Source organism: Micromonospora sp. NPDC048170, from assembly GCF_040652795.1.
GTDB lineage: Bacteria > Actinomycetota > Actinomycetes > Mycobacteriales > Micromonosporaceae > Micromonospora.
The window spans coordinates 66,045-86,588 of sequence record NZ_JBEZMR010000028.1; the positions used below are offsets into that span (position 1 = coordinate 66,045).

Below are 20,544 nucleotides of genomic sequence, written 5' to 3' on the forward strand. Positions count from 1 at the left end.
ATGCCGCCGACACCGCACCCGTCGGGCGCCCGGCCGCCGGCGCTGCCCGCCGACGCGGTGCCGAAGCACGTCGCCGTCGTGATGGACGGCAACGGCCGGTGGGCCAAGGATCGCGGGCTGCCCCGCACCAAGGGCCACGAGGCGGGGGAGTTCTCCCTCTTCGACACCATCGAGGGCGCCATCGAGCTGGGCATCCCCTACCTGTCGGCGTACGCCTTCTCCACGGAGAACTGGCGGCGCTCACCGGACGAGGTCCGCTTCCTGATGGGCTTCAACCGCGATGTCATCCGCCGCCGTCGGGATCAGCTGGTCGACCTGGGGGTGCGGGTGGTCTGGTCCGGCCGGGCCGGCCGGCTCTGGAAGAGCGTCATCTCCGAGTTGCAGACGGCGGAGGAGATGTCCCGGGGCAACTCGACGCTGACCCTCCAGTTCTGCGTCAACTACGGCGGCCAGGCCGAGATCGCCGACGCCGCCGCCGCCATCGCCCGTGACGTCGCGGCGGGCCGGCTCGACCCGGAGAAGGTCACCGAGAAGACCGTCGCGAAGTACCTCTACCACCCGGAGATCCCCGAGGTGGACCTGTTCCTGCGTCCCTCCGGCGAGGAGCGGATCTCGAACTTCCTGCTCTGGCAGACCGCGTACGCCGAGCTGATCTTCCTCGACACGCTCTGGCCCGACTTCGACCGCCGCCACCTCTGGTACGCCTGCGAGTTGTACGCGCAGCGGGACCGGCGCTTCGGCGGCGCGCTGCCCAACCCGGTCGCCCCGCCGGTCTGAGGCTTACCGCCCGGCCGTACGGGGTACCACCTCGGTCAGCAGCCACTGACGGAGGTGAACCCACATGATCCAGAAGCGTATTGCCCAGTGGGCGGCGATGGCCGTCGCCGTGCCGTTGGCGGCGGCCGGCGCGCGCCGGCTCAGCCACACGCTGGAGGCCCGCCGCGGCCCGTCCGGGGTGAGCCGCCTGCTCACCAAGGGCGCCGACATGCTCCGCCCCCAGAAGGCCAAGCGCCGCCGCTTCTTCTGACCATCACCCTCCCCATCCATCCCCGTGCTGTACGGATGCCCACGCCAAGGGCGAAACACTCACCGGAAGTGCGTGATCGGCTGGCGGTCCGGGGTTTCGGGGGTGGGTGGGGGCGGGGGTGGATAGGGTCGGATAGCCGGGGCGGGGGGCCCGGCCGCGTCGATCCTCGGGGGTGGAGATGCGGGATCTCCGGTACAAGATGATCATGGCGTTGAACGCCGCCGACCTCGGTGACCCGATCTGCGGGCAGGTGGCCGAGATCTGTGCCGAGATCGCCGAGCAGCACTGCCGCGAACTCGGCCACGCGGCCCAGCCGCGATCCGGGGAGATCAGCGAGCTGGCCACGGGGGAACCGGCACTGACCTGGGCGCCCACCGAGAGTGGGCAGCGTGCCTGGTGACCGCTCCGGCCAGGCCGACGTACGGCCGGTCGGGCCGCAGCGCCGCTCGGGGGCGTGGCCGGTCGGGCCGGAGTGCCGCCCGGCGGCGTGGTCGGCCGGATCGGAGTGCCGGTCGAGAGCGTGGTCGATCGGGCCGCTGTGCCGCTCGGCGGCGGGGTCGGCTGGGCCGGAGTGCCGGTCGGGGGCGTGGTGACCGTCCCCGCGCCGTCGGTCGACGTTCGGCGGGCCGACGACAGGTTCGTCACCCGGATCTCCTGGCTCGACTCGAAGCATTCGTTCTCGTTCTCCCGGCACCACGACCCAGCCAACACCCATCACGGTCTGCTGCTGGTCAACAACGACGACGTGGTGCGCCCGGGTGCCGGTTTCGAGACCCACCCGCACCAGGACATGGAGATCGTCACCTGGGTGCTGCGCGGGTCGCTGGTGCACCAGGACTCCACCGGTCACTCCGGCGTGATCTATCCGGGGCTGGCGCAACGGATGAGCGCCGGAACCGGCATCCTGCACTCGGAGAAGAACGACTCCTGGCGTCTCGACGGCCGCGATCCGCACACCGACCCCGTCCACTTCGTGCAGATGTGGGTGCTCCCCGACGAACAGGGCGTGGCACCCGGCTACGAACAACTCGAGATCGACGACCAACTTCTGCGCGGTGGCCTGGTGCCGATCGCCTCCGGCATGGACCGCTACGCCGCGGCGATCCGGATCCGCAACCGGTTCGCCACCCTGCACGCCGCCCGGCTCGGCCCGGGCGACCAGGTCACCGTCCCCGACGCGCCCTTCGTCCACCTGTACGTGCCGACCGGCGCGGTCACGCTGGAGGGCAGCGGAACGCTCGGCGCCGGAGACGCCGCCCGGCTCACCATGACAGGCGGGCGTCGGGTCACCGCCACCGAGCCGGCCGAGATCCTGGTCTGGGAAATGCACGCCACCCTCGCCTGACAGCGAAGATGCGAGGGCGGGGCCACGGTCTGGTCCGACTCACCATCCCGCCTGCCCGGGCCCGGCCCCGCCTGTCCCCGCCCGGCCCGGGTTACCCCGGTCCCCACCCCTGCCCTGTCCCGCCTGGCCCACCCCTGCCCTGTCCCGCCTGGCCCACCCCTGCTCCCGCCCCGGCCCGGCCCCGCCCGGCCCCGCCCTGCCCTGCCCTGCCCGGCCCTGCCCGGCCCTGCCCTGCCCTGCCCGGCCCTGCCCGGCGATCTTGCAGTTTCCGCCCCCGCTATGTCATTTAAGGGCGGTTTGTCGGGGCGGAAACTGCAAGATCGCGTGCAAGATCGCGTGCAAGATCGCGTGCGAGTGCGCGTGCGAGTGCGCGGGCGAGTGCGAGTGGGGGCGCGTGGACGGGCGCGGGCGGGGGTGCGGGTGCGGGTGCGGGCCGTATGGGTGGGCGTGAGCGCGGGTGCGTGGGCGGGGAGGGTGGGCGTCGGTTGTGGCGGTAATTCGGGTGCGCGGGATCTGTCGGGCGGATAGCGTGTGGGCATGCGTATCTGACGCCCCATCTCCGAGCCGACCCGCCGCCTCTGTGGCCGTGGGTCCGCGTGCTCCCGGGCGTCCGCATTCCGCACCTGCCGCCGTGGCGGTGGTGTCCCTCGTGGTCGATCCCGGGCAGCAGTCCCGATCCCGCCCGACCGTCGCGTGACGGTCATCGAACGAGGCGGGCCCCGGTCACCGGATGTCGCTCCGGTGCGGTAGGGCCCGCAGACCGAGGAGGCACCGGATGCCCGCCAGGCGCAACCCGAAGAAGTCCCGTACGACCCTGCCCACGCCGCCCGCCGAGGATCTGACGCCGGTCAACCTTGAAGAGGTGGCGGTCGCGCCGGTCATGCCGGTGCTGCCGGTCGACCGGCCGGCGGCGCCGAAGGCCGGCCCGCCGGTCTCCGGCGCCGGCCGCTCCGGTGCGCTGCGTGGCCAGAAGGCCGGGCAGGCCCGCCGGTACGCCTTCCGGCGCAGCTGACCGTGCCAGCCGGGTGGAGGCGTCGTCACCGGCGACTCCACCCGGCCCGTCAGCCGATCAGCGGCCGGTACCAGCCGGCCGAGAGGCTGACCAGCCGGCCGAGAGGCTGACCAGTTGATCGAGTGGCGTCCCAACCGATCAGCGGCGTCTCAGCCGATCCGCGGGCATGTCAGCCGATCAACGGGCGGAACGTGCCGAGCAACACGCTGGCGGTCAACGCGGCCCCGGCGAGCGCCGCCGCGCCGACGATCAACAGGCCGTCGGCGGCGACGAAGCGCTGTCGCCGGGCGACCGTACGCGGGGTCCCGGCGTCGAAGCCCCGGGCGTCCATCGCCACGGCCAATCGGGTGCCCCGGCGGATTGCCCCGACCAGCAGCGCGAACGCCGTCGACGCGAACAGCCGCAGCTTCGCCAGCGGGCTGCGACCGGCCTCGACCCCTCGGGCACGGCGTGCCATGGAGATCATCTGCCACTCCTGTCCGAGCAGCGGCACCAGCCGGAACGCGGCCAGTGCCCCGATGGCGAACCGGGCCGGCGCCTTCGCGTTCTGGATCAGCGCGTCCGCCAGGTCGGTCGGGTCGGTGGTGGCGAAGACGATCACGCCGGGCAGCGCCACCGCGAACATGCGTAGCACCAGGCCGAGCGCGGTGAGCAGCACCCCGGAGGTGACCACCACCGGGCCGGCCTCGACCAGCACCCGACCGGAGCGCTCGGCTGCGAACAGCACCAGCGTCACCACCACGCCGACCGCACCGATGAGCAGCGGCCACGCCCGTCGCGCCAACACCCGTAGCCGGACCCCGAACAACGGCAGCACGGCCAGTTCCACGGCGATCGCGATGGCCGGGGCCACCGGGTCCAGGGTGGCGATCAGGATGAACGAGAACACCAGCGCCGCGGCGAGCTTGGCCACCGGGTTGCGCCGGGCCAGTGGCGCCTCCGGTGCGGCGACCGGCTCGAGGTTGATCACGCCCGCTCCAGGCTGCCGCGGCGGCCGACGCGTGCGGCGCGTCCCTGGCTGGTCACGGTAGTTCCGCGGCTGAGGCCGGGGTCCGGGTGGGCGACTGGTGCGGCGGCCTGATCGCGGCTGGTCACGGTCGTTCCAGGGTGCGGTAGGTGACCTGCCTGACGGCCTGGTCCTGGCTGGTCCCGGTCGTTCCAGGGGCGGCGGGTGATCGGTGCGGCGGCCGGACGCGGGCTGGTCATGGGCGTTCCAGGGTGAGGCGGCGGTCTGCCAGGGCGGCGACGAACTCCGGGTCGTGGGTGACCGCGACCAGGCCGTGCCCGGCGTCGCGCAGTTCGGCGAAGAGGTCCACCAGCTCCAGCCAGGTGCGCCGGTCCTGGCCGAAGGTCGGTTCGTCGCAGATGAGCAGGCGGGGCGCGGTGGCCAGGGCGGTCGCCACGCTCAGCCGCCGCGCCTCTCCGCCGGAGAGGGTGTACGGGTTGGCCGCCGCGAGCTTCGTCAACCGCAGTCGGGACAGCAACCCGTCGACGGTGGACCGGACCGCTGTCTCGGGTTGGCCGGTGCGGCGTGGGCCGAGCGCCAGCTCGTCGAAGACGGTGTTGGTGACGAACTGGTGCTCCGGGTCCTGGAATACCGAGCCGATCCGGCGGGCCAGGGCCGGTGCACGCCAACGGTGCGGGGGAGTACGGGCGTCGGTGCCGGCCAGTGCCGTCGTCGACACGACCCGGCCCGCTCCGGGCTTGAGCAGGCCGCCGAGCAGCAGGGCGAGGGTCGACTTGCCGGCCCCGTTCGGCCCGACGACGGCGAGCGCCTCGCCGGCGCGTACGTCAAGGTCGACGGGGGCCAGCCGGGGCGGCAGGCCGAGCCGGTCGGCGGTGAGCAGCACGTCGCCGGCCGGGGTGGTGGCCTGGCGTGGCGGTACCGGACGGCCGGGCACCCAGACGCCCTCGTCAGCGAGGGTGTCGCCGTGCGCGCCGAAGACGGCCTCGGGTGTGCCGTCGGCGCGGACGCCGCCGCCGGGTTCGAGCACGACCACCCGGTCGACCAGGGGTAGCGCCTCGGCGACCCGGTGTTCGACCAGGATCAGCGTGGTGTCGGCGTCCAGCGCGCCGGCCACCGCCGCCCGGATCAGCGCCGCGCCGGTCGGGTCGAGGTTGGCGGTCGGCTCGTCGAGCAGCAGCAGGCGGGGACGCAGGGCAAGTACCCCCGCCAGGGCGAGGCGCTGCTGCTCGCCGCCGGAGAGGGCGGCGGTGGCACGGTCCCGGGGGTACGGGAAGCCGACCCGGGCCAGCGCCTCGTCGACGCGGGGCCAGATCTCCCCGGCGGGGACGCCGCGGTTCTCCAGCCCGAACGCCACGTCGTCGCCGCTGCGGGCCATCACGAGCTGGGTCTCCGGGTCCTGGAAGACGATGCCCACCCGTTCGCGGCTCTTACGAGGGTCGAGCCCGTCGATCTCGACGGTGCCCTCCTGCTCGCCCGAGTCCTCCGGCAGCAGCCCGGCCAGCGCGGCGAGCAGCGTGCTCTTGCCGGCGCCCGACGGCCCCAGCAGCAGCACCCGCTCGCCGGCCTCGACGTGCAGGTCCACCCCGCGTACGGCCCATGCCCGCCGCCCGGCGTGCCGCCACCCGAACCCGCGCAGCACTACCGCCCCCACACCCGACACCCCCCTTCGCATTTGTCGATCATGAAGTTGTCGTCAATCGGCACGGCGTGTCGCGGCGACAACTTCATGATCGACGTGATCCGTCCGAGGTGGGTCAGATCAGGGGGCGGGATTGGGCGGCGGGGAAGCGGTCCAGGGCGCCCGTGGTGACCAGGGCGCGGGTCAGGGCCCAGGCGCCGGCGCCGGCCACCGCGGCGGCGCTGACGACGGTGAGCAGGGCGTAGGGGATGCGGTAGCTGGTCAGGGCGTACTCGCTGTTCCAGACGAAGAAGTCGAACAGCGCCGCGCCGAAGCCGGTCAGCGCGCCCGCGATCAGCGCGGTGGGCAGCCGGAACGAGCGGTACCGGAACGCGGCGAAGGCCAGCTCGGCGCCGAGGCCCTGGATCAGGCCCTGGACGATGGTGACGCCGCCCCACTCGGCGCCGAGCAGCGCGGAGACCGTCGCCGCCACCGCCTCGCAGAAGAGCGCCGCGCCGGGCTTGCGGATCACCAGGCCGCCGAGGACGGCCGGGACCAGCCACACGCCGTACATGATCGCCTGGCCGGCGGGGAAGAACGCGAACGCCGGGTCGACGGCCCGCCACAGCAGGCCCCAGGCCCAGAAGATGACGCCGAAGGCCACCGCGATCACCGCGGCGACGACGACGTCGACGGTTCGCCACCGGGGGGTGGTGTTGTTGTCTCGCATGATTGCTCCCAGTCCTGAACGCGAACCAGGAGAAGACGCACGCCGCGCCCGGATGTGCCGGACGTCGACGCGGCTGGAGGTCGACCGAACTCCCTGCGCTGGCATTACCCAGATCAGGTTCGAGGGTCTGCGGGCGGTGCCCGCACTCTCAGCGCTGTGCGCTCCCCTGTCGGATGTGAAGTTGTGGCCCGACGCTAACACCTTTGAAGATCATCGGGCAAAGTGATCTTTCCGCAGCTCATCGGCGCGATCGGTCGACGCCGTCGATTCCGGCCCCGGTGACCCGCGCGGGCTGTACGTGGCGAGGGGCAGGCCGGCAACGTGGGTAGGCTCACGATCATGCGGATCGAGGCCCGGGGGTTGACGTTCGACGTCCGCGTCGGCGGACCGGAGGGCGGCACGCCCGTCCTGCTGCTGCACGGCTTCCCCCAGCACGGTGGGGAGTTCGACGACGTGGTGCCCGCGCTGCACGCCGCCGGCCTGCGCACGTACGCGCCGGACCAGCGCGGCTACTCGCCGGGCGCGCGCCCCGAGGCGGTCGAGGCGTACCGGCTGCCGGAGCTGGTCGCCGACGCGGTGGGCGTACTCGACGCGCTGGGCGTCGACGCGGCGCACCTGGTGGGGCACGACTGGGGCGCGGTGGTGGCCTGGGCCGTCGCGGCCGGCCACCCCGATCGGGTCCGTACGCTGACCGCGATCTCGGTGCCGCATCCCGCCGCGATGGCGTGGGCGTTGGCCGAGGACGCGGGGCAGAAGGCGCGCTCCGCGTACATGGCGCTGTTCCGCAAGCCGGGCAAGGCGGAGAAGGCGCTGCTGGCGCTGGGCGCGACCGGGCTGCGCCGGATGCTGCACGGGGTCGGCGACGACGCGCGGGTGGCCGCGTACGCGGACCCGATGCGCGAGCCGGGCGCGCTGACCGCGGCGCTGAACTGGTACCGGGCCATGTCCCGCCGGGACCTCGCGGCCACCGGGCCGGTGACGGTGCCGACCACGTTCGTGTGGAGCGGCCGGGACGTCGCGATCGGCCGCACCGCCGCCGAGGCGTGCGCCGGGCACGTGAGCGCCGACTACCGCTTCGTCGAGCTGCCCCGGGTGAGCCACTGGATTCCCGACGAGGCGCCCGCGGCACTGGCCGAGGCGATCCTGGCCCGGGCGTACGACCCGGCCTGACCCTCCCCGCGACGCCGCCCGGCGGTTGCCGGACCCCATCCCCGACGGAGGTACGACATGGACGGAGCAGACATGACGGTGAGCGCCGAGGGCTTCCTGGCCGTGGTGACCGCCACGATGAACCGGGTGGCCGAGAGCCAACGCGAGGCGGTGGGGCAGGCTGCCGACCTGATCGCCGAGGCCGTACGCGCCGACGGCGTGGTCCACGCGTTCGGCACCGGCCACTCCGAGGCGCTGGCCATGGAGATCGCCGGGCGGGCCGGCGGGCTGGTCCCGACCAACCGGATCGCCCTGCGGGACCTGGTGCTGGTCGGCGGCGCCCCGGCGGACGTGCTCGGGCCGCTGCTGGAGCGCGATCCGTCGGTGGCGCACCGCCTCTACGAGCTGGCTCCGGTCAGCCCCCGGGACGTCTTCGTGCTCGCCTCCAACTCCGGCGTGAACGGCGCGATGGTGGAGTTCGCGTCGCTGGTCAAGGAGAAGGGGCACGGGCTGGTCGCGATCACCTCGGCGCGGCACTCCGGGCAGATGACGTCGCGCCACCCGTCGGGGCGCAGGCTCGCCGACTTCGCCGACGTGGTGCTCGACAACGGCGCCCCGTACGGCGACGCGACGCTGCCGTTGCCGGGTGGTGGCGCGGTCGGCGCGGTCTCGTCGATCACCGCGGCGCTGCTCGCGCAGCAGATCACTGTCGAGGTGGTGGCCCGGCTGCTGGCTGCGGGGGAGCGGCCCCCGGTCTACCTGTCGGCCAACATCGCCGGGGGCGACGAGCACAACAACGCCCTGGAGGCCCGGTACGCGGGCCGGATCCGGCGCGGCTCCTGACGCTCCGGCGCGGGCGGGATCCGGCGCGGCTCCTGAGGGTCGGGCGTGCTGACGGGGACGACCGCGGCCGTCGGCGCGTGCGAACGGGACCGGTGCGCTGACGGCGGCGGTCGCGCCGGTCGGCACCTCCGTGGGACCGGGTGTCGGGCAGTGACGTGAGTCGGTTTCGTGGGTCGGCCGGTGGGGCATCAGCGATGCTGCCGCCGGCCGCCCCCGCCGGCAGTACCGTCTGACCGGAGGTAGCGCGTGTCCAAGGAAACCGAGAAGCAGCGCTGGCAGCGAAACTTCGCCGACCTGCTCCAGGAGCTGCGGGTCGCCCAGACCGGCGTGCAGATCCTCTTCGCCTTCCTGCTCACCCTGCCGTTCAGCAACGGCTTCACCCGCACCAGCGAGTTCCAGAAGGACATCTACATCGTCGCGTTGCTGTCGGCGGCGGCCGCCACCGCGATGATCATTTCTCCGGTGGCGTTCCACCGCGCGCTGTTCCGGCAGGGCCGCAAGCCGGAACTGGTCCGGTTCGCCCACCGGATGGCCAGCGGTGGCCTCGCCTTCATGCTGATCTCGATGGTCAGCGCGGTGCTGCTGATCACCGACTTCGTGCTGGACCGCGGCGTCGCCCTGGTGCTCAGCGGCCTCACCGCCCTCTGGTTCCTCACCTTCTGGATGTTCCTGCCGTTCTCCCGGCGCAACTGGGGCGAGGACGACCTCGACGACGAGGACGACGAGCCGCGGTCCCTCGGCGACTGACCGAAGTCGATCAAACTCGATATTTATCGAACGCTACCCCTGGGTAACAACCAGGGGTAGCGTGCTGTTTGTCGAGCACGTTGACGCATCCGGACCGAGGTTCGAGGGGGCCGCCGTGACCACGACACACAACAGCCGACCCGCATCCGACGGCTCAGGCGCCGACCAGCCGCCGAGGACCGCCGCAGACCTGCCGACAACCGCCGCCGAGACGCCGACGCCCTCTGCCGCCGGCCAGCCGCCAACCTCCGCCGCAGGCCGGCCGACGGCGGGCGCGGCCGGGCCGCTGCCGACGGAGGCCGGTCAGGTGTCCGAGAAGGAGGCCCGCCAGGTCGCCGAGGCGGCCCGGGAATCCTCCTGGGACCGGCCCAGCTTCGGCAAGGAGCTCTTCCTCGGCCGGTTCCGGCTCGACCTGATCGACCCCTGGCCGCGCTCCGACCCGGCGGACGTCGCCCGCGCCGACGAGTTCCTCGGCCGGCTCCGCGAGTACCTCATCGCCGAGGTGGACGGTGCCGCGATCGAGCGGGACGCCTCCATCCCGGACGAGGTGTTCCAGGGACTGGCCCGGCTCGGCGCGTTCGGCATGAAGATCGACCGGTCGTACGGCGGGCTCGGGCTCAGCAACCTGCACTACTGCCGGGCGCTCATGCTGGCCGGCTCGGTCAGCCCGGCGATCGGCGCGCTGCTCTCGGCGCACCAGTCCATCGGGGTGCCACAGCCGTTGAAGATGTTCGGCACCACCGAGCAGAAGCAGCGCTTCCTGCCCCGGCTCGCCGCCGGTGAGGTGTCCGCGTTCCTGCTCACCGAGCCGGACGTCGGCTCCGACCCGGCCCGGCTGGCCACCACCGCCGAGCCCACGCCCGACGGCACCGGCTACCGGCTCAACGGTGTGAAGCTCTGGGCCACCAACGGCACCGTCGCCAGCCTGCTCGTGGTGATGGCCCGGGTGCCCGCCGCCGAGGGGCGGCGCGGCGGGATCACCGCCTTCGTCGTCGAGGGCGACGCCGAGGGCATCACGGTCGAACGGCGCAACGAGTTCGTCGGCCTGCGTGGCCTGGAGAACAGCCTGACCCGTTTCCACGACGTCTTCGTACCGAAGGAGAACGTCATCGGCGGCGAGGGCAAGGGCCTGAAGATCGCGCTGACCACCCTGAACACCGGGCGGCTGTCGCTGCCGGCCATGTGCGTCGGCGCCGGCAAGTGGGCGGTGAACGTGGCCCGGGAGTGGGCCGCCGACCGGGTGCAGTGGGGACGACCCGTGGGCGAGCACGAAGCGGTGGCGCAGAAGCTCTCCTTCATGGCCGCGACGACGTACGGCATGGAGACCATGCTGGACCTCTGCTGCCTGCTCGCCGACGACGACCGCAACGACATCCGCATCGAGGCGGCGCTCGTCAAGCTCTACGCCAGCGAGATGGCCTGGAAGATCGCCGACGAGCTGGTCCAGGTCCGGGGCGGTCGCGGCTACGAGACGGCCGACTCACTCGCCGCGCGGGGCGAGCGCCCCGCCGCCGTCGAGCAGTTGTTGCGTGACCTGCGGATCAACCGCATCTTCGAGGGCTCCACCGAGATCATGCACCTGCTCATCGCCCGGGAGGCGGTCGACGCGCACCTGTCGGTCGCCGGCGACATCATCGACCCGGACGCCGGGCTCGGCCGCAAGGCGAAGGCCGGGGCACGGGCCGGCGCCTTCTACGCGAAGTGGCTGCCCACGCTCGCCGTCGGCAGGGGGCAGCGCCCCTCGGCGTATGCCGAGTTCGGCCCGCTCGCCGGTCACCTGCGGCAGGTGGAGCGCGCCTCGCGCAAGCTGGCCCGGTCGACGTTCTACGCGATGTCCCGGTGGCAGGGAAAGATGGAGCGCAAGCAGGCGTTCCTCGGCAGGGTGGTGGACATCGGCGCGGAGCTGTTCGCGATGTCCGCGGTCTGCGTGCGGGCCCACGCCGAGCGGGAGGACCGGCCCGAGAACGTGGAACTGGCCGACCTGTTCTGCCGGCAGGCCCGGGTCCGGGTCGACGCGCTCTTCACCGCCCTGTGGGAGAACACCGACTCCGTCGACACGGCCGCCGCGAAGCGGATCCTGGCCGGGCGCTACGCCGCCCTGGAGGAGGGCGTGATCACCCCGGCCGACGAGCTGCCCTGGGTGGCCCGCTGGTCGCCCGGCCCGTCCACCGCCGACGACGTCCGCCGCCGCATCCCGCCCACGCGGTGACGCCCGGGTCGCCGGGCCGGCCCTGTGCCGGCCCGGCGACGGCCGTCGGGTGCTCGCCCGGCCGTCGAGCATCCGGGACGGCAACTCCTGCGGCCACGCCCGTTCCGGTGGCCGGACGGCCGTGTCTCAGCGACCGCCCCGCAGGCCGAGTCGGCGCAGCTCCAGCGCGGCGAGCGCGTCGACGGTGGCATCGTCGCCGCGCCGCCACGCCTCGGCCACGTCGGGCGCGATCCGGGTCAGCCGTCCCAGTGGCTGGGTGGCCAGCGCGCGCAGGGCGAGCAGGTCCCGGCCGGCGGGGGCGGCGGCCAGCCTCGCGGCCGAGGCGGCCCGGCGCATCCAGCGCACCCGCAGCGGCAGCCAGCCGAAGAGCACCAGGCCGAGCGGGAAGACGAGCACGGCGACGGCCAGCGCGAGGGCGAGCTGGTCGACGAGTTCCTGCTGGTCGCGTCCCGCCTCGGCCAGCGAGCGGGCGGCGCCGGCGGCCCGCTGGAACGGTGCGGTCAGCTCGTCGCCGACCAGCGGCACCCGGCCGACCTTGCCGCCCGCCTCGGCGAGGTTGTCGGCCAGCCCGCCGCCGGCACCCTCCAGCTTCTGCCCGGGTACGGCGAGCTTCTGGACCAGGTCGTGCAGCCACAGCGCGCCGCGGATCGCGCCGTACACCCAGGCGACGACGAGCAGGTCGGTGATCAACTGTCGGGCGGCGGTCGGGAAACGATCGGCGTAGATCTTCACGCCGGACAGCGTGCCACGCGCGGCCGTCCCCGGCACGCGGCCCGAACGGCCGGCGCTACCGCCGTACGTGGGGCGGACCGGCAGGCGGCACCATCGCACGACGCCGGGCCGGACCAGCGGCGGCGCAACGGCTCACCGTCGGGCGGGGTCAGCCCGCGCAGGCCGGGCAGGTGCCGAATATCTCCAGGGTGTGGCTGACGTCGGCGTAGCCGTGCTTCGCCGCCACCCGCTCGGCCCAGTTCTCCACCGTCGGCCCCGCCACCTCCACGGTGCGCCCGCAGGCCCGGCAGACCAGGTGGTGGTGGTGGCCCTCGCTGCACCGGCGGTAGAGGTGCTCGCCGCCCGGCGGGCGCATCACGTCGATCTCGCCCGAGTCGGCGAGCCCCTGGAGCGTGCGGTAGACGGTGGTCAGCCCGACCCGCTCGCCGCGCTCGCGCAGCATGGCGTGCAGATCCTGCGCGCTGTGGAAGCCCTCCAGCTCGGCGAGCAGGGCGCTCACCGCCGAGCGCTGCCGGGTGTTGCGGACCGTGGCACCCGTCATGGTCATCATCCCTCCCCGGCGTGGCTCACCGCGTCGGCCACGATGTGTGCGACGTGCTCGTCGACCAGCGCGTACGCGATCTCGCGCCCCCGGCGCGAGCCGCGCACCACGCCGGCGCCCCGCAGCACCCGCAGGTGCTGGGAGACCAGCGGCTGCGCGGCGCCGAGCTTGTCGACCAGCTCGTGCACGCAGCGCTCGCCCTCGGCGAGCTCGCTGACGATGGCCAGCCGGATCGGCGCCGACAGGGCGCGCAGCAGCTCGCTCGCGCCCTCGAAAGCGTCGTAGCCTGATCCGTCCGTCACCCCGTAACGATAACCAATCCCATCGGCACGGTGCTGGTCAGGGATCAGTGGAGCACGACCTCGTGCGGCTCGGGCGTGGGCGCGGCGGCCGGGGCGCGCCGCCGACGCAGCGCCCGCCACACCGCGCCGAGGACCGCGACCACCCCGAACGAGGCGATCGCCATCAGCACCACCGAGGCGCCGGGGGCGGTGTCGGCGTTCGCCGCCACCCAGACCCCGGAGCCGGCGGCGAAGAGCCCGAGCGCCATCGCCGCCGCCATCGTGCTGCGGAACCCTCGGGTCACCTGCTGGGCGGTGGCCACCGGCACCACCATCAGCGCGCTGATCAGCAGCACCCCGACGGCCCGCATCGCGATGGTCACGGTGACCGCGGTGGCCACGGCGAGCAGCAGGTTGAGCGTGCGCACCGGCAGGCCGGAGACCCGGGCGTACTCCTCGTCGTGACAGACCGCGAACAGGGCCGGGCGCAGCGCCAGCATGGTCACCCCGATGGCCGCGCCGAGCACCGCGATGGTGGCCAGGTCCGCCGGTTTGATTGTGGTCAGCGACCCGAACAGGTAGGCGTTCAGGTTGGCGCTGGTGCTGTCGGAGAGCCCGACCAGCGTCACGCCGCCCGCGATGCCGCCGTAGAAGAGCAGGGCAAGGGCCAGGTCGCCGGAGGTGCGCCCGCGGGCGCGGACCAGCTCGATGGTGATCGCGCCGAGGGTCGCCACGATCACCGCGACGAGCACCGGGGACCGGTTGAGCAGCAGGCCCGCGCCGACGCCGGTGAGCGCCACGTGCCCCACCCCGTCGCCGATCAGGGCGAGCCGCCGCTGCACCAGGTAGATGCCGAGCGCCGGGGCGGCCAGGCCGATGACCAGCGCACCGATCAGGGCCCGCTGCATGTAGGGGTACTGGAAGAGTTCCATCTCAGCTGCTCCACAGCCCGGCGGGCTCGTCGGGACCGTGCGGGTGCACGTGGTCGTGGTCGGGCTCCGCGTGGTGCCCGGCGGGCTCGGGAACGGCGCCGTCGTGGCAGATCCCACCCTGGTGTACGACGACCGCGCGGCTGATCAGCGGACGCAGCGGCCCCAGTTCGTGGGCCACCAGCAGCACGGTGCCGCCGCCGTCGACGAAGTCGTGCAGCGCTCCGGCGAACGCCTCCTGGCTGACCGCGTCGACCCCGGCGGTCGGCTCGTCGAGGACGAGCAGTTCCGGCTCACCGGCCAGCGCCCGGGCGATCAGGGTGCGCTGCTGCTGCCCGCCGGAGAGGGTGGCGACCGGGTCGCGGGCCCGGTCGGCGAGCCCGACGGCCTCCAGCGCGGCGTTCACCGCCGCCCGGTCCGCCGCGCCGGCCGGGCGCAGCACGCCGCGCCGGGCGAGCCGGCCGGAGGCCACCACCTCCCGGACGGTGGCCGGTACGCCGCTGCCGGCGCCCAGCCGCTGCGGGACGTACCCGATCCGGTACCACTGCCGGAAGCGGCGCAGCGGGCGGTCGAAGAGGGTGATCGACCCGGAGCTGAGCGGCACCAGGCCGAGCGCGGCGCGGATCAGGGTGGACTTGCCGGAGCCGTTGGCACCGAGCACGGCGACCGCTTCACCGGCGGTCACGGTCAGCGAGACGTCGCGAAGCACGGGACGGCCGTCGTAGCCGACCACCCCGTTCGCGACGGTGATGACTGGTGATGTCACGAGCAGCTCAACGCCGTCCTCAGGGTCTGGAGGTTGGTACGCATCACCGAAAGGTAGTCACCGCCGTCGGTCGACAGCCCTTCCAGGGGATCCAGTACCGCGGTCTTCGCGCCGACCTCGGCGGCGATGGTCTCGGCCACCTTCGGGCTGACCAGCGTCTCGAAGAAGATGGTGGTGGCCTTGTGCTCACGGGCCTCCTGGGCGACCTCGGCCAGGCGTTGGGGGGCGGGCTCGTCCTCCGGGCTGAGCCCGGTGATGCCGATCTGCTCCAACTGGTAGCGCTCGGTCAGGTAGCCGAAGGCGGTGTGGCTGACCACGATCTCCCGCCGCTGGCAGGTCTTCAGCCCGGCCGTGAACTCGGCGTCCAGCTTCTCCAACTCGCCGCGCAGCGCCCCGGCCCGGGCGGTGTAGTCGGCGGCGTGGTCGGGATCGGCCTGGCCGAGCCGCTCGGCGAGCTTGTCGCCGACCGTGGCCAGGCGGGTCGGATCCAACCAGAGGTGCGGGTCCTTGGCGCCGCCCTTCTCGTGGCCGTGCTCCTCGCCCTCGTGGTCGTGGCCGCCTCCGGCCGCGTCCATCAGCGGCTGCACGGTCGACACGTCGAACACGCGGTCCCTGGCGTTCTGCTCGACGGCCTCGTCCAGCGCCGGCTGGAAGCCCTTCAGGAGGACGACCAGCTCCGCCTCGACGACCTGGCCGACCTGGCGCGGGTTCAGCTCCAGGTCGTGCGGCTCCGCCCCGGGCTTGACCAGGTTGGTCACCTTCACCGCGTCGCCGCCGATGCGCTCGGCGAGGAACTGCAACGGGTAGAAGGCGGCCACCACGTCGACCCGCTGCGGGTCGCCGCCGGCCGCGCCGTCGTCGGCGCAGGCCGCGACACCACTCAGGGCGAGCAGGGCGGCGGTGGCGGCGGCCAGGGTGCGCGGGGCGGAGCGGATGTTCATGCCTTGAACTGTCCGCGACAACGATAATGATTGTCAAAAACGCATGCTTGCATGTCAGCGCGGCCGTCCGGGCCGCAGCCGGGTGGCCGGCGGCACTCAGAACAGCTTCGTCAGACCCGCCGTGACCAGCAGGGTGAGCGCCACCAGCCGGATCACCCGGGTCGGCGCCGTCTGCACCGACCAGGTGGTGACCAGCAGCGCGGCCACGGCCGCGGCGAGCAGCAGGGTGAACAGGCCACCGACCACGCCGGGGGTGAAGAACGCGACCAGCACCAGCACCAGGGTGACCAGGAACACCGTCGTCGGGTTCGCCCGGGCCAACCGGGCCGGCAGGGGACTCTGCGTACGCTGCATCCCACAGACTCTACGAGGAGGAACCCCGTGCTGGTGACGAACCGGTTCGTGGTGGACGTCGATGTCGCCGACGAGTTCACCGAGCGGGCGCACGCCGCCCTCACCGCGCTCGCGGCCCGCCCCGGTTACCTGCGCGGCCAACTGGTCCGCGCGCTGGACGACCCGCGCCACTGGTGCCTGGTCACCGAATGGGAGTCGGTCGGCACCTACCGGCGGGCCCTCGGCGGCTTCGACGTCAAGATCACGGCGGTGCCGCTGCTCGCCGAGTCGGTCGACGAACCGTCGGCGTACGAGGCGCTCGCCAGCGCCGCCCCGGGCGGAGACGTCGTCGTGGCCGCGAGCGATCGGGCCGCTGGTCCTTACCGCTGAGCCCCTGGGCACTACATTGCACTCATGACCGCTCCCGGACCGGCGACCCCGCCGCCGTACCCTCCGCCATCCGGCCCCGGCCAACAGTGGGCGCAGCCGCCCGCCGTGCCCGGCCCCCCGGCGGAGCCGGGCGTGCCAACCCCGCCGGCCGGGCCGGGGGTCTCCCCACCGTTCGCGGCGCCGCCCACCGAGGGGCGCAACACCCGGCTCTGGCTCGGGCTGGGCGCCGGGGCGCTCGCCGTGCTGCTCTGCTGCGGCGGTGGCGGCGCGGCCGTGGTGGGCCTGGTCGTGACCGGGGTGCAGGCCATCCGCGAGCAGGGGCGCGCCGTCTCCACCGACTACTACCGCGCGCTCGTCGAGCGGAAGTACGGCGCGGCGTACGACCAGCTCTGCGACGACGCGCAGCGGCGCGAGTCGCGCCGGGAGTTCGAGCGCCGGGTGGCCGCCGAGCCGCAGATCGCCACCTTCCGGGTGGGTGACGTGGACACCGTCTCCCTCACCGTGCCGGTGGACGTGACCTACACGGGCGGCCGTCAGGACCGGCAGGAGGTCACCCTCGGGCAGGACCAGCAGACCGGCGGCATGGAGGTGTGCGGGGTGAGCTGACCCGCCCCCGGTATTCTGCTGGGCCCGGGACGGTACGGGTCGTACCGTTGTCCCGAACTGTTCCTTTCCGTCCTCACCACGTCCCCGCCGACCGCCAGTCGGCGTAGGAGGAAACATGCCAGCCGACCGTATCGACGCCGTCGTCAGCCTCGCCAAGCGCCGAGGCTTCGTCTTCCCCTCCAGCGAGATCTACGGAGGCACCCGGTCGGCGTGGGACTACGGTCCGCTCGGCGTGGAGCTGAAGGAGAACGTCCGCCGGCAGTGGTGGAAGACGATGGTCCAGCAGCGTGACGACGTGGTCGGCCTCGACTCCGCCGTGATCCTGGCCCGCGACGTCTGGGCCGCCTCCGGCCACCTGGACGCCTTCGTCGACCCGCTGACCGAGTGCCAGTCGTGCCACAAGCGGTTCCGGGCCGACCACCTGGAGGAGGCGTACGAGGCCAAGCACGGCAAGCCGCCGGCCTCGCTGACCGAGCTGAACTGCCCGAACTGCGGCAACAAGGGCACCTTCACCGAGCCGAAGATGTTCAACGGCCTGATGAAGACCTTCCTCGGCCCGGTGGAGAGCGAGGAGGGCATGCACTACCTGCGGCCCGAGACCGCCCAGGGCATCTTCGTCAACTACAAGAACGTCGAGACGGTCGCCCGCAAGAAGCCGCCGTTCGGCATCGCCCAGACCGGCAAGTCGTTCCGCAACGAGATCACCCCGGGCAACTTCATCTTCCGTACGCGCGAGTTCGAGCAGATGGAGATGGAGTTCTTCGTCGAGCCGGGCTCGGACGAGCAGTGGCACGAGTACTGGCTCTCCGAGCGCTGGAACTGGTACCTCGACCTGGGCCTGTCCGAGGGGAACCTGCGCTTCTACGAGCACCCGAAGGAGAAGCTCTCCCACTACTCGAAGCGCACGGTGGACATCGAGTACCGCTTCCAGTTCGGCGGCACCGAGTTCGCGGAGCTGGAGGGCATCGCCAACCGCACCGACTTCGACCTCTCCACGCACAGCAAGCACTCCGGCGTCGACCTGTCGTACTTCGACCAGGCCAAGGGCGAGCGCTGGATGCCGTACGTCATCGAGCCGGCCGCCGGCCTCACCCGCGCGGTGCTGGCGTTCCTGCTGGAGGCGTACGACGAGGACGAGGCGCCGAACACCAAGGGCGGCGTGGACAAGCGCACGGTGATGCGTTTCGACCCGCGGCTGGCCCCGGTCAAGGTCGCGGTGCTGCCGCTGTCGCGCAACGAGGCGCTCTCGCCGAAGGCGAAGGGTCTCGCCGCCGACCTGCGTAAGCGCTGGGTGGTGGAGTTCGACGACTCGCAGGCGATCGGCCGCCGCTACCGCCGCCAGGACGAGATCGGCACCCCGTTCTGCGTCACGGTCGACTTCGACACGCTGGACGACAACGCGGTGACCGTGCGGAACCGGGACACCATGGCCCAGGAGCGCATCGCGCTGGACCAGGTCGAGCGCTACCTGATCGAGCGCCTCCCCGGCTGCTGACCTGCCGATGTAAGGAAGGGCACCTTCTTGACGTTTTCCGTATAGGAAGGTGCCCTTCCTGACACCTCCAGGGAGTTCGCCCTCCGGTGCCGACCGGATGCCCTGGACAACCTCGGTGAACGCCTTCCTGACCAGCGCCGTCCGGCTCCGCCGGGCGTGGTGCGGGATAACCAGGTGTACGTCGTCGGTGCGCGGGCTCTGCCGAAAGCCGTACCAGATGAGCGCGGCCTCGATGCAGCTCCGCCTGTGATGTGCGTCGTGTTGGCAGGGGACCCTTCCTCTGCATGAGGCGTTAGGAGGGGGCCCTTCCTTACACTTGTCCGGTGACCGCGCCGACCGTTCCCGCACCGCGCCCGTTGACCATCGGGCGGCACGAGGTGTGGCCGCCGGTGGTGCTCGCGCCGATGGCCGGCATCACCAATGTCGGCTTCCGGCAGCTCTGCCGGGAACAGGGCGGTGGCATCTACGTCTGCGAGATGATCACCACCGTTGCGCTGGTCGAGCGGAACCCGAAGACCCTGCGCATGATCGCCTTCGGCGACGACGAGCAGCCCCGCAGCCTCCAGCTCTACGGCACCGACCCCGAGATCACCGCCGCCGCCGTGCGGATCGTGGTCGAGAAGGGCCTCGCCGACCACATCGACCTCAACTTCGGCTGCCCGGTGCCCAAGGTCACCCGCAGGGGCGGTGGCTCGGCGCTGCCGTGGCGGCGCCGGCTCTTCGCGCGGCTGGTCAGGGCCGCGGTGGACGCCGCCTCGCCGGCCGGCGTGCCGGTCACGGTGAAGATGCGCAAGGGCATCGACGACGACCACCTGACGTACGTCGAGGCGGGGCTCGCCGCCCAGGACGCCGGCGTGGCGGCGGTGGCCCTGCACGGGCGTACGGCCGCGCAGCGCTACTCCGGCACCGCGGACTGGGACGCCATCGCCACCCTCAAGCAGGCCCTCGACGTGCCGGTGCTCGGCAACGGCGACATCTGGGAGGCCGACGACGCGCTGCGGATGGTGGCGCACACCGGCGTCGACGGGGTGGTGGTCGGCCGGGGCTGCCTGGGCCGCCCGTGGCTCTTCGCCGACCTGGAGGCCGCGTTCGACGGCCGCCCGGAGCGCCGCCTGCCGACCCTCGGCGAGGTGGCGCGGACCATGCGCCGGCACGCGGAACTGCTGGTCGACCAGTTCACCGCCGGCTCCCGTACCCCCGCCCGGGGCGAGCGGGACGGCTGCACCGACTTCCGTAAGCACGTCGCCTGGTACCTCAAGGGCTTCCCGGTCGGCAGCGAGCTGCGCCGGGAACTGGCCATGATCGAGAGTCTGGCCCAGCTCGACGACCTGCTCGGCAAGCTGGACGCGGCCGAGCCCTTCCCGGTCGCCACGCTGGGCCAGCCCCGTGGCCGCACCAACTCACCCGGCAAGGTCTTCCTGCCGGAGGGCTGGCTGGCCAGCCGCGACGACGACACCGTTCCCGAGGGCGCCGAGCTGGCCGACTCCGGCGGCTGAGCGCCGGTCCCGCGCACCAGGACCGGTCCTGCCCGGCCAGCGGTCCCCGGCACGGCGAACGGGCAGCGCCGTGGCGGTCCCGGAGTGCGGTTCTTGACGTGGGCACGGCCGACGGGCAGCGCCGTGGCGGTCCCGGAGTGCGGTTCTTGACGTGGGCACGGCCGACGGGCAGCGCCGTCGCGGTCTCGGAGTGCGGTTCTTGACGTGCCCCCGTCGGTGACAGCGAGCAGGCGGAGACGACGCAAGGGCCGACCCTTTGTGGGGTCGGCCCTTGTCGTGGGTGGTGCGGTTTGGTGGGTCAGGAGGTGTAGCCGCGGGTGGCGATCCAGTCGGCGAGGTTGTCGACGTTCATTCGGTAGGAGGCCTGGTTGGGGTTGGCGGAGTCGG

The 20,544-nt window shown here is 72.9% G+C and carries 23 protein-coding genes, 1 pseudogene and 1 riboswitch; of the genes and pseudogenes, 13 read left to right on the forward strand and 11 right to left on the reverse strand.

Going from position 1 to position 20,544, the window contains the following annotated elements:
• From AB0D32_RS26515 to AB0D32_RS26535, 5 genes are all read left to right on the forward strand, one after another.
• Complete coding sequence (locus AB0D32_RS26515) at positions 1-777, forward strand: isoprenyl transferase (RefSeq protein ID WP_357095810.1); 777 nt, start codon at positions 1-3, stop codon at positions 775-777.
• Between the two features lie 64 nt (positions 778-841).
• Positions 842-1,027, forward strand: coding sequence for a hypothetical protein (locus AB0D32_RS26520; protein WP_357095725.1), 186 nt, complete (start codon positions 842-844; stop codon positions 1,025-1,027).
• Positions 1,028-1,205: 178 nt separating this feature from the next.
• Positions 1,206-1,427: a thioredoxin reductase gene (locus tag AB0D32_RS26525; protein WP_357095728.1), complete on the forward strand. Its 222-nt coding sequence runs from the start codon at positions 1,206-1,208 to the stop codon at positions 1,425-1,427.
• A 54-nt stretch (positions 1,428-1,481) separates the two neighbouring features.
• Entirely contained in the window at positions 1,482-2,372 is an 891-nt protein-coding gene (locus tag AB0D32_RS26530; protein WP_357095731.1) for a pirin family protein, read from the forward strand.
• Between the two features lie 775 nt (positions 2,373-3,147).
• Complete coding sequence (locus AB0D32_RS26535; protein ID WP_357095734.1) at positions 3,148-3,384, forward strand: hypothetical protein; 237 nt, start codon at positions 3,148-3,150, stop codon at positions 3,382-3,384.
• A gap of 169 nt (positions 3,385-3,553) precedes the next feature.
• Here AB0D32_RS26535 and AB0D32_RS26540 read toward each other — a convergent pair whose 3' ends face one another.
• The 3 genes from AB0D32_RS26540 to AB0D32_RS26550 form a co-directional block, all read right to left on the reverse strand.
• Positions 3,554-4,354, reverse strand: coding sequence for an energy-coupling factor transporter transmembrane component T (locus tag AB0D32_RS26540; protein ID WP_357095737.1), 801 nt, complete (start codon positions 4,352-4,354; stop codon positions 3,554-3,556).
• Positions 4,355-4,586: 232 nt separating this feature from the next.
• Complete coding sequence (locus AB0D32_RS26545; RefSeq protein ID WP_357095813.1) at positions 4,587-6,002, reverse strand: ABC transporter ATP-binding protein; 1,416 nt, start codon at positions 6,000-6,002, stop codon at positions 4,587-4,589.
• A gap of 103 nt (positions 6,003-6,105) precedes the next feature.
• Positions 6,106-6,699 (reverse strand): ECF transporter S component, encoded by a 594-nt coding sequence (locus tag AB0D32_RS26550; RefSeq protein WP_357095740.1) that lies wholly within the window; start codon positions 6,697-6,699, stop codon positions 6,106-6,108.
• A 72-nt stretch (positions 6,700-6,771) separates the two neighbouring features.
• Positions 6,772-6,877, reverse strand: a riboswitch (TPP riboswitch).
• A gap of 161 nt (positions 6,878-7,038) precedes the next feature.
• Here AB0D32_RS26550 and AB0D32_RS26555 point away from each other — a divergent pair.
• The 4 genes from AB0D32_RS26555 (at position 7,039) to AB0D32_RS26570 (ending at position 11,647) form a co-directional block, all read left to right on the forward strand.
• Positions 7,039-7,869 carry an alpha/beta fold hydrolase gene (locus AB0D32_RS26555; RefSeq protein ID WP_357095743.1) on the forward strand — a complete coding sequence of 277 codons (831 nt, stop codon included), beginning with the start codon at positions 7,039-7,041 and terminating at the stop codon, positions 7,867-7,869.
• Between the two features lie 72 nt (positions 7,870-7,941).
• Entirely contained in the window at positions 7,942-8,691 is a 750-nt protein-coding gene (locus AB0D32_RS26560; RefSeq protein WP_357095816.1) for an SIS domain-containing protein, read from the forward strand.
• A 246-nt stretch (positions 8,692-8,937) separates the two neighbouring features.
• Positions 8,938-9,438, forward strand: a complete 501-nt coding sequence (locus AB0D32_RS26565) for a DUF6328 family protein (RefSeq protein ID WP_357095746.1) — start codon at positions 8,938-8,940, stop codon at positions 9,436-9,438.
• Positions 9,439-9,724: 286 nt separating this feature from the next.
• Positions 9,725-11,647, forward strand: coding sequence for an acyl-CoA dehydrogenase family protein (locus tag AB0D32_RS26570; protein WP_357095819.1), 1,923 nt, complete (start codon positions 9,725-9,727; stop codon positions 11,645-11,647).
• Positions 11,648-11,773: 126 nt separating this feature from the next.
• Here AB0D32_RS26570 and AB0D32_RS26575 read toward each other — a convergent pair whose 3' ends face one another.
• The 7 genes from AB0D32_RS26575 to AB0D32_RS26605 form a co-directional block, all read right to left on the reverse strand.
• The gene (locus tag AB0D32_RS26575; protein ID WP_357095749.1) at positions 11,774-12,379 is read right to left on the reverse strand and encodes a hypothetical protein; all 606 of its coding nucleotides are present in this window, start codon (positions 12,377-12,379) and stop codon (positions 11,774-11,776) included.
• 148 nt (positions 12,380-12,527) lie between these two features.
• Entirely contained in the window at positions 12,528-12,926 is a 399-nt protein-coding gene (locus AB0D32_RS26580) for a Fur family transcriptional regulator (protein WP_357095752.1), read from the reverse strand.
• On the reverse strand, positions 12,926-13,222 hold the full coding sequence (locus AB0D32_RS26585) for a metalloregulator ArsR/SmtB family transcription factor (RefSeq protein WP_357095755.1): 297 nt from the start codon (positions 13,220-13,222) through the stop codon (positions 12,926-12,928). The genes AB0D32_RS26580 and AB0D32_RS26585 overlap by 1 nt, the downstream gene beginning before the upstream one ends.
• Positions 13,223-13,266: 44 nt before the next feature.
• Complete coding sequence (locus tag AB0D32_RS26590) at positions 13,267-14,133, reverse strand: metal ABC transporter permease (RefSeq protein ID WP_357095757.1); 867 nt, start codon at positions 14,131-14,133, stop codon at positions 13,267-13,269.
• A gap of 1 nt (position 14,134) precedes the next feature.
• The gene (locus AB0D32_RS26595) at positions 14,135-14,896 is read right to left on the reverse strand and encodes a metal ABC transporter ATP-binding protein (protein WP_357095760.1); all 762 of its coding nucleotides are present in this window, start codon (positions 14,894-14,896) and stop codon (positions 14,135-14,137) included.
• Positions 14,893-15,837: a metal ABC transporter substrate-binding protein gene (locus AB0D32_RS26600; RefSeq protein WP_357095763.1), complete on the reverse strand. Its 945-nt coding sequence runs from the start codon at positions 15,835-15,837 to the stop codon at positions 14,893-14,895. Before AB0D32_RS26600 ends, AB0D32_RS26595 begins: the two co-directional genes overlap by 4 nt.
• A 96-nt stretch (positions 15,838-15,933) precedes the next feature.
• Positions 15,934-16,191: a hypothetical protein gene (locus tag AB0D32_RS26605; RefSeq protein ID WP_357095766.1), complete on the reverse strand. Its 258-nt coding sequence runs from the start codon at positions 16,189-16,191 to the stop codon at positions 15,934-15,936.
• A gap of 27 nt (positions 16,192-16,218) precedes the next feature.
• Between AB0D32_RS26605 and AB0D32_RS26610 the strand changes: the two genes are divergently transcribed.
• The 4 genes from AB0D32_RS26610 to dusB all read left to right on the forward strand — a co-directional run bounded on the left by AB0D32_RS26610 (position 16,219) and on the right by dusB (position 20,157).
• On the forward strand, positions 16,219-16,560 hold the full coding sequence (locus AB0D32_RS26610) for an antibiotic biosynthesis monooxygenase (protein WP_357095769.1): 342 nt from the start codon (positions 16,219-16,221) through the stop codon (positions 16,558-16,560).
• A 132-nt stretch (positions 16,561-16,692) separates the two neighbouring features.
• Positions 16,693-17,166, forward strand: a complete 474-nt coding sequence (locus AB0D32_RS26615; protein ID WP_357095772.1) for a hypothetical protein — start codon at positions 16,693-16,695, stop codon at positions 17,164-17,166.
• Between the two features lie 115 nt (positions 17,167-17,281).
• A complete protein-coding gene (locus tag AB0D32_RS26620; protein WP_357095775.1) occupies positions 17,282-18,661 on the forward strand; it encodes a glycine--tRNA ligase in 1,380 nt (459 codons plus the stop codon).
• Positions 18,662-18,984: 323 nt separating this feature from the next.
• The gene (gene dusB / locus AB0D32_RS26625; RefSeq protein ID WP_357095778.1) at positions 18,985-20,157 is read left to right on the forward strand and encodes a tRNA dihydrouridine synthase DusB; all 1,173 of its coding nucleotides are present in this window, start codon (positions 18,985-18,987) and stop codon (positions 20,155-20,157) included.
• Between the two features lie 298 nt (positions 20,158-20,455).
• Here the strand turns inward: dusB and AB0D32_RS26630 are convergent.
• Positions 20,456-20,544: pseudogene (locus AB0D32_RS26630) on the reverse strand (phytochelatin synthase); the annotation flags it as partial.